This is a genomic window from Dactylosporangium sp. NPDC049525 (assembly GCF_040676755.1).
Taxonomy (GTDB): Bacteria; Actinomycetota; Actinomycetes; order Mycobacteriales; family Micromonosporaceae; genus Dactylosporangium.
Window position 1 is genome coordinate 1 of record NZ_JBFAPO010000127.1, and the last position, 7,677, is coordinate 7,677.

Sequence of the window (7,677 nt, forward strand, 5' to 3'; positions counted from 1 at the left end):
GGATCTTCTTCCCTAGACAAGAGGAATGATCGATCAAGGGCTGCACCCATGATCAGCCGGGGTCGATGCAAGCCAGCCCGAGGTTAAAGATCAAGTTAGATCCTGGCGCCCTTGGCGAGGTTGCAGCGGCGGCACAGCAGCTGCAGGTTGCCGACGCTGGTCGCGCCGCCCCGGCTCCACGGGATGACGTGGTCGAACTCCAGGTACTCGGTGGCCTGGCACTCCACGCACGCCCCGCCGTCACGGCGCCACACCTCGGCCCGGATCGCCGGCGGGACCGAGCGGGAGTCGCGCTGGCCCGGCGCCGCCACGATCCGCTTGGCGATCTTGAGGACGCCGGTGAGCACCGCGGCCACGTACTCGGGGTCGCCCACCTCATAGCTGCCGCCGCCCCGGGCGGTCGTGGCCGCGACCACGACGGTGCCGTATTCGGGGCGCGCCTCGAGGACCTTGGCCCAGGCGAGGTCCGAGCCGGCGGTGTCGCCGACGAACCGCAGCTTGGCGTTCGTGGCGATCAGCCGGCCGCTGCTGCGGCGCGGCCCCTTGGCCAGGTTCCGGACGTGCACCGCCGGCACCTCCAGGTGCAGGATCTCGTCCGCGTCCAGGTGCAGGGTGCTCTGCCCGATCCGCGGCACCGCGCCGTTGGTGATCAGGCCGAGCTCCAGGCCCCGCTGCAGGCGGCGGCGCATCCCGCTGATCGCGGGGTCGATGACGCCGAGCCGGCGGACCGCCTCGTCGAACCCGTCCAGCTCGTGCTGCTCGATGATCCCGTCGGCGAAGGCGAACGTCAGCACCCGGTGCAGGTGGTGCACGGCGGCCGGGCGCAGCGCCTCCCGGCCGGCCTCCTCCCGGACGCGGTAGTAGCGCAGCTCCGACCACAGCTCGTCCCAGGCCGGACCGGTCGGCCCGGACGCGGCGAGGACCCTGGCGGCCTTGGTACGCCACCCGGCGAGCACGCCGTTGACCTCCGGCTCGCACCTGCGGCAGGTCGACGGCACACCGGCGTAGCTGCGGAGCTTCGGCCCGCCGCACCGCCCGCACACCGCCGGCGTGTCATGGACCAGCGGCACCGTCTGCGCGCTCCACTCGGTGCCGTTCCACCAGCGCAGGACGCCGGGGCGGTCCGGGGTCACGTACCAGTCGGGCCGCGGCCGCGACACCGGCTCGGGCCGTGGCTCCGGGGCGGCGGCGGGCGGCTCGTCGACGGTGACGCCGTAGTGCGTGGCCAGGCCGGCCAGCCCGGAGTCCCAGCCCTGCCCGATGGCCCGGAACTTCCAGCGGCCCTGCCGCCGGTAGAACTCGCCGAACACCATCGCGGCGACCGGCTCGACGTCGAGCACCGGGAACGTCGCGAGGACCCGCCCCTGCCGGCCCGTCACCGTGACCGCGAGCCCCGGCACGGTGTCGAAGGTGCCGGCGTCCATCGAGCCGGCGATGACGACGCTGTCGACGCCCGCCGGTACCCGCGCGAGGTCGACGGCCAAGGTCGCCGCGGCCGGCCCGTCGGTGCTCAGCGAGACCGCGCCGGAGGCGTCCCGGGGCTGGTTGTAGAACACGAAGTCCGCGTCGCCGCGCACCTTGCCGCCGGCATCGACCAGCAACGCGCACGGGTCCACGGTCGCGCCCGCCCGCCAGGCGATCAGCGCCTTGACGGCCGTCTCGTCGATCGTGGTGTTCGCACCGCGGGCGAGTGCTGCGGTCGTCATGCGGGGGCCACCTCCGGGCGTGAGCGTATCGACACGGTATCTCGCAGTCGATCATCGCGTCACGAACCCGATCGTCCACTATGGATCAGTCCGGCACCGCCAGCTCCCCGAGCTCCGACCAGTCGTCCTGGTCGACGGTGGCGTTGACGATCCGCGGCGTCCGGGCGAGGTACTGCGGCAACGTCAGCTGCGCCTGCTTGAAGTGCGCCGACTGCACGTGCGCCCCACCGGCGTCGCCGTCGCGGAACGCCTCGACCAGCACGTATTCGCATTCGTCCTCGAGGCTGCGGGACCAGTCGAACCACAGGCAGCCGGGCTCCGCCCGGGTCGCCCGGGTGAAGTCGGCCGACAGCTCCGGCCACCGCTCCGCGTATTCGGGCCGGACCTGGAACTTGGCCGTGATGAAGATCATTTCGCGCCCTTTCGTGTCGCCGTGTCTGCGCCCGTCACAGTACCCACGGACGGGCGCAGACACGGCGGCCTTCGCGCGATGTCAGAGCTTGCCGGCGCCCGCCCCGGCGGTGACGGACGCCTTGACGGTGCCGACGCTCTGGGCGGTGTACGCATAGGGCAGCGCGGCCACCGTGCCGTTGGTCTCGCACGGCCCGGAGTTGGTGAGCGCGTTGTCGCGCGCGACCAGGCGGCCCGGGTCCGAGTCCGCGTAGCCGCTCGCCGACCAGCAGGCCTGCTGCACGTTCTCGAAGACGTTGGCCTCGACCAGCACGCCGGCGTTCATGGTGGAGGCGACGGCGTAGGAGTCGGCGTTGTGGTTGATGTTCGAGTAGTAGTTGTTGTAGACGTGGACGGTCTCGCCGAAGCGGACCCGCGGGCTGCGTTCGAAGGTCTGGTCGAACCAGTTGTGGTGATACGTGACCCGCAGGTGACCGACGTCCTCGCCGGCGTTGCCGTCGGAGTGCCCGACGAGCGAGGTCTTCCAGTGCGCCCGCACGACGTTCCACGACACGGTGATGTAGTCACCCGCGTGGGTGATGTCGATCATGCCGTCGTAGACGTCGGGGTTGTCCTCGATGGTGCTGGACATGGTGTTGTGGTCGATCCAGATGTGGGTCGCGTTCTCGATCTGGATCGCGTCGGTGCCGAGCACGCCGTGGATGTTCAGGTTCTGGATGATGACGTTGGCCGGCTGCAGGTCCTCGATGTTGAGGGTGGTGCCGGAGACCCCGGAGCCGGCGCCGACGCCGCGGATCGTCTTGTTCGCCGAGATCTCCACCGTGCCCGAGCCGCTGAGCATGCCGTTGACCAGGATGGTCCTGGCCCCTGCCGCCTGCGCCTGGGTCCGGAAGTCCGCCCAGGTGGTCACGGTGACCGTCGGGCCGCCCGCGCCGCCGGTCGTGCCGCCGGCCTGCGCGGCCCAGCCGATGGCGGTGCCGGGCTGCGGCGGGCTGGTGCTGGTCGAGGGTGACGTCGACGGCGACCGCGACGGCGAGACCGACGCCGAGGGCGACGGCTGGCCCGGCCCGGCCGCGTCGGTCACCACGACGTCGTCGAAGGCGCCCGCGGTGTACCCGGCGACCAGCCCGGCCCGCCCGGTGGCGTAGGACGAGTCCGAAGTGGACACCAGCGGCACGCCGTTGACGGCGCCGGTCAGGGCGCTGCCGTTCGCGCTCAACGACAGCGTGTACGTCGTGCCGGTCGCCGCGGTGAACGGCGCCGACGCGAGGGTGGTCGTGGCGCCCTTGCGCAGCTGCACCGACGTCGAGGTGAGCACCAGGGCGTAGAAGTTGGACGTGCTCTGCGCGCGGGCCGCGACGCCGATCCCGCGCGAGCCGGAGCTGCCGAACGTGGTGGGCCTGACCTTCGCCGACACCGTCATCGTGGACCAGGACGCGGTGCTCGCGAGGGCCTTGGCGCCGGCGCTCGCGCCGGACTGCGTGTACGCGCCGGAGGTGACCGCCCAGGTGCCGCCCGAGGCGGTCCAGCCGTTGGCGTTGCCGTCGTTGAAGTCGTCGGAGAACAGCGTGGCGGCGTTGGCGGTCGCCCCGAGGGCCACGCTGAGCGCGGCGGCCACCGCGGCGACGGCGGCCACGGCGAGGAGACGCCCGCGGCGGCGGGCGGGGTGCGCTTCCTGCATTGGTACCTCCCCTGCATAGGAATGCGCTTTCCTCATCACGTTGGGCCGGACAACGACGCAAGTCAATGCCATGGATGTGCAGCTTTGTTGCAGGAATCGGCCGTCTTGTAGGCTGCCTGGGTGCCGGAGTCATTGCCGCCGTGCGAGCCGGGCGGGCCCGACCCCGCCGCCGTGGCCGCCTCGATCCACGGCTGGGTCACGTCGCCGGCCATGCGCGAGCTCGTCGGCCACTTCGGCGGCGACCTGCCGGTCGGCCCGACCGGAGTGACCCTGGAGCACGTCGCGGAGTTCTCCGCGGTCTGGGACTTCCGCGCCGGGGTCAAGGAGCGGTTCGACACCGCCCGCGTCGGCTACGGCCCGGTCCTCGACGACCAGCTCCGCGCCCTGATCCACGCCCTGGGCCTCGGCGGCACCGCACCGGCGCACGACCGCTACGACCATGTCGTGATCCTCGGCGGCGGCATCCGGGTCACCCTCGGCCGGGTCGACTACACCGCCCGGCTCCTGCGCGGCGGCCTGCGCGCCGGCACCGTCGCCGGGCTGGGAAGCCTGCGGCACCGCGACGACCGGGAGCACCGCGAGGGCATCCGCCTCGGCCTCGGACCCCTGGACACCGAGGCCGACATGATGCGGGCGGCGCTGCAACGGTTCCTCGACCTGCCCGAACCCGTGAAGACCCGCACCGGGGACGGCTGGTGGCACCAGATCTGGGCGGCGCAGCCCGCCGTCCACGTGCTCGCCGCGGCATCGACCCGGCTGCCGCTGCGGGCCAGCACCGCCTGCACCCTGCTGGGCTGGGCGGAGCACATCCACACACCCACCCCGGCCGACCGGGTCCTACTGGTGACCAACGACCCGTACGTGCGGCATCAGCACTGCGACGCCGTCCGGCTCCTGGGCCGCACCTACGGCTGCGGCATCGAGACGATCGGCTTCGACGACCTCGCGATGACCGAGTGGGGCCGACCCCTGGCCACCACCGAACTCCTCCAGGAAGTCCGTTCCTCGATCCACGCGATGCGCAACCTGTTTCAGGCCTGCCAGAAATAAGTCGCGTACTAAGGCACCGTTAAGCCTTGCCCTTGCGCACCCTCGTCGATGGCCGCTATACATCTAGGACACTTTACTGTTAACTTTATTAACGGTTGGCGGAGGGTTCTATGCGACGACGCGCCCTGCACCTCTTGTCCGCCGCGACGGCCGCCCTGGTGGCCGGTTCCGCGGCATTCTTCGTGACCACCGCCAGCGCGGAGGTCGACCAGGCAGCCTGCCGCCCGGACGGGCTCTACCCGACGCCGGGGGTCACGGTCCCCTACTGCAACGTCTACGACACCAACGGCCGCGAGAACCTCGGCGCCGACCACGGCCGCCGGATCATCGGCTACTTCACCAGCTGGCGCACCGGCAAGAACGGCGCGCCCGCATACCTGGCCAGCCAGATCCCGTGGGACAAGGTCACCCACGTCAACTACGCGTTCGCACACGTCGACGGCACCAACAAGATCTCCGTCGGCACGCCCAGCGCGGCGAACAACCCGGCGACGAACATGACCTGGCCCGGCACCGCTGGCGCGGAGATGGACCCGGCGTACTCGTACACCGGACACTTCAACCTGCTCAACAAGTTCAAGAAGCAGCACCCGGGCGTCAAGACGCTGATCAGCGTCGGCGGCTGGGCCGAGACCGGCGGCTACTTCGCCGACAACGGCGACCGGATCGACTCCGGCGGCTTCTACCGGATGACCACCAACAGCGACAACAGCATCAACGTCGCCGGCATCAACACCTTCGCCGACTCGGTCGTCACGTTCCTGCGCACCTACGGCTTCGACGGCGTCGACATCGACTACGAGTACCCGACCTCCAACGCGAAGGCCGGCAACCCGCTCGACTTCGCCCAGGCGGACGCGAAGCGGGCCGGGCTCAACGCCTCCTACCACCTGCTGATGAAGACGCTGCGGGAGAAGCTCGACACCGCCGCCGCGGCGGACGGCAAGTACTACATGGTGACCGTGGCCGCGCCCGCGTCCGGCTGGCTGCTGCGCGGCCTGGAGTCCTACCAGGCGCTGCAGTACCTCGACTACGTCAACATCATGTCGTATGACCTGCACGGCTCCTGGAACAACTTCGTCGGGCCGAACGCGGCGCTCTACGACAACGGCGACGACGCGGAGCTGTCCACCGGCGGCGTCTACGGGGCCTACCAGAACATCGGTTACCTCAACACCGACTGGGCGTACCACTACTTCCGCGGGGCGATGCAGTCCGGCCGGATCAACCTCGGCGTGCCGTACTACACCCGGGGCTGGCGCGGCGTCACCGGCGGCACCAACGGCCTTTGGGGACGCGCGGCGCTGCCGGACCAGACGAAGTGCCCGGCCGGCACCGGCGGCGCGATCGGCTCGACGACACCGTGCGGCAACGGCGCGGTCGGCATCGACAACCTGTGGCACGACGTCGAGCTCAACGCGGAGGTCCCGGCCGGCGCCAACCCGATGTGGCACGCCAAGAACCTGCAGGACGGCCGCGCCGGGGATTATCTGGAGGCGTACGGGCTGACCCCGGCGACCGACCCGGAGGACCGCATCAGCGGCACCTATGCCCGCAACTACTCCAGCGCCCTCGTCGCGCCGTGGCTGTGGAACGCGCAGAAGCAGGTGTTCCTGTCCACTGAGGACGACCAGTCGCTCGGGGTCAAGGCCGACTATGTGGTGAACAAGGGCATCGGCGGCATCATGATCTGGGAGCTCGCCGGCGACTACGCCTGGGACGCGACCCGCAACGAGTACTACATCGGCAACACGCTGACGAACCTGCTCTACGACAAGTTCAAGGCGGCCGGGCCGTACGGGGCACGCAAATCGAACATCACGCTGCCGACGCAGACCTTGAACGTCGGGGTGTCGGTCGGCGGATTCGCCCTCGGCGACAACAACTACCCGATCAACCCGGAGCTGCGACTGACCAACAACACCGGCGCGGCGATCCCGGCCGGGGCGCAGCTGGAGTTCGACTACCCGACCACCGCGCCGGGCAACCTCGGCCAGCAGTCCGGCTGGGCGCTGACCGTCGTGTCGACCGGGCACACCGGTAGCAACGTCGGCGGGCTCAAGGGCGACTTCCACCGGGTCCGGCTGACGGTGCCGGCGATCGCGGCCGGCTCGTTCGCCGAGGTGACGCTCAACTACCAGCTGCCGATCTCGGGCCCGTCGAACTTCACCCTCAGCTTCGGCGGCCAGACCTACGCCCTCGCGGCCGACTACGCCCGTGGCGGCACCGCGCCGAGCGTCTCCCCGACCGTGTCGGGCAACCCGTCGACCGGCACCTGCACCGCACCGGCGTGGGCGGCGGGCACCGTGTACACCGGCGGCAACCTGGTGTCCCACAACGGCCACACGTGGAAGGCGCAGTGGTGGACGCAGGGCGAGACGCCCGGCACCAGCGCGGTCTGGGTCGATCAGGGCGTCTGCTCCGGCACATCGCCGTCGGCGAGCGCATCGGTAAGCGCATCGGTGAGCACATCGCCGAGCCGGAGCCCGAGCACGAGCGCGTCGCCGAGCCGGAGCCCGAGCACCTCGCCGAGCGCCTCCACCGGCACCGGCTGCGGGTCGCTGCCGGTGTGGAACGCGACGACGGCGTACGTCGGCAACACGGTCGTGCAGCACGCCGGCCGCAAGTACCGGGCGAAGTGGTGGACGCAGGGCGAGAACCCGACCACCACCGGCCAGTGGGGCGTCTGGGAAGACCAGGGCGCCTGCTGAACACCCACGCGTGAGAGCAGGTCGTGGCGGGCCGGTGGGGGGGGGCCGGCCCGGCCCGCGGAGCGGGGGTTTGGGGCGCCCCGGGGCGGGGGGGGGAGCACGTGGCGCGGGCCGCGCC

The 7,677-nt window shown here is 71.1% G+C and carries 5 protein-coding genes; 2 read left to right on the plus strand and 3 right to left on the minus strand.

All coding sequences use genetic code 11. The features are described 5' to 3' along the window. Positions 1 to 95: 95 nt before the first annotated feature. The 3 genes from AB0K00_RS57285 to AB0K00_RS57295 all read right to left on the minus strand — a co-directional run bounded on the left by AB0K00_RS57285 (position 96) and on the right by AB0K00_RS57295 (position 3,798). A complete protein-coding gene (locus tag AB0K00_RS57285; protein WP_363540060.1) occupies positions 96 to 1,706 on the minus strand; it encodes a TerD family protein in 1,611 nt (536 codons plus the stop codon). A gap of 85 nt (positions 1,707 to 1,791) precedes the next feature. Beyond that, positions 1,792 to 2,118 (minus strand): putative quinol monooxygenase, encoded by a 327-nt coding sequence (locus AB0K00_RS57290; protein ID WP_363540062.1) that lies wholly within the window; start codon positions 2,116 to 2,118, stop codon positions 1,792 to 1,794. Between the two features lie 81 nt (positions 2,119 to 2,199). Beyond that, complete coding sequence (locus tag AB0K00_RS57295) at positions 2,200 to 3,798, minus strand: polysaccharide lyase family 1 protein (RefSeq protein ID WP_363540064.1); 1,599 nt, start codon at positions 3,796 to 3,798, stop codon at positions 2,200 to 2,202. 120 nt (positions 3,799 to 3,918) lie between these two features. On the opposite strand from AB0K00_RS57295, the gene AB0K00_RS57300 reads away from it, so the two are divergent. Both AB0K00_RS57300 and AB0K00_RS57305 read left to right on the plus strand, forming a co-directional pair. Further along, on the plus strand, positions 3,919 to 4,848 hold the full coding sequence (locus AB0K00_RS57300) for a hypothetical protein (protein ID WP_363540065.1): 930 nt from the start codon (positions 3,919 to 3,921) through the stop codon (positions 4,846 to 4,848). A gap of 110 nt (positions 4,849 to 4,958) precedes the next feature. Next, entirely contained in the window at positions 4,959 to 7,559 is a 2,601-nt protein-coding gene (locus AB0K00_RS57305) for a glycosyl hydrolase family 18 protein (RefSeq protein WP_363540067.1), read from the plus strand. Positions 7,560 to 7,677 lie beyond the last annotated feature (118 nt).

Coding starts and splice junctions, on each gene's coding strand:
- AB0K00_RS57285 (WP_363540060.1), bottom strand. CDS start 1,706: ATGACGACCGCAGCACTCGCCCGCGGTGCGAACACCACGATCGACGAG.
- AB0K00_RS57290 (WP_363540062.1), bottom strand. CDS start 2,118: ATGATCTTCATCACGGCCAAGTTCCAGGTCCGGCCCGAATACGCGGAG.
- AB0K00_RS57295 (WP_363540064.1), bottom strand. CDS start 3,798: ATGCAGGAAGCGCACCCCGCCCGCCGCCGCGGGCGTCTCCTCGCCGTG.
- AB0K00_RS57305 (WP_363540067.1), top strand. CDS start 4,959: ATGCGACGACGCGCCCTGCACCTCTTGTCCGCCGCGACGGCCGCCCTG.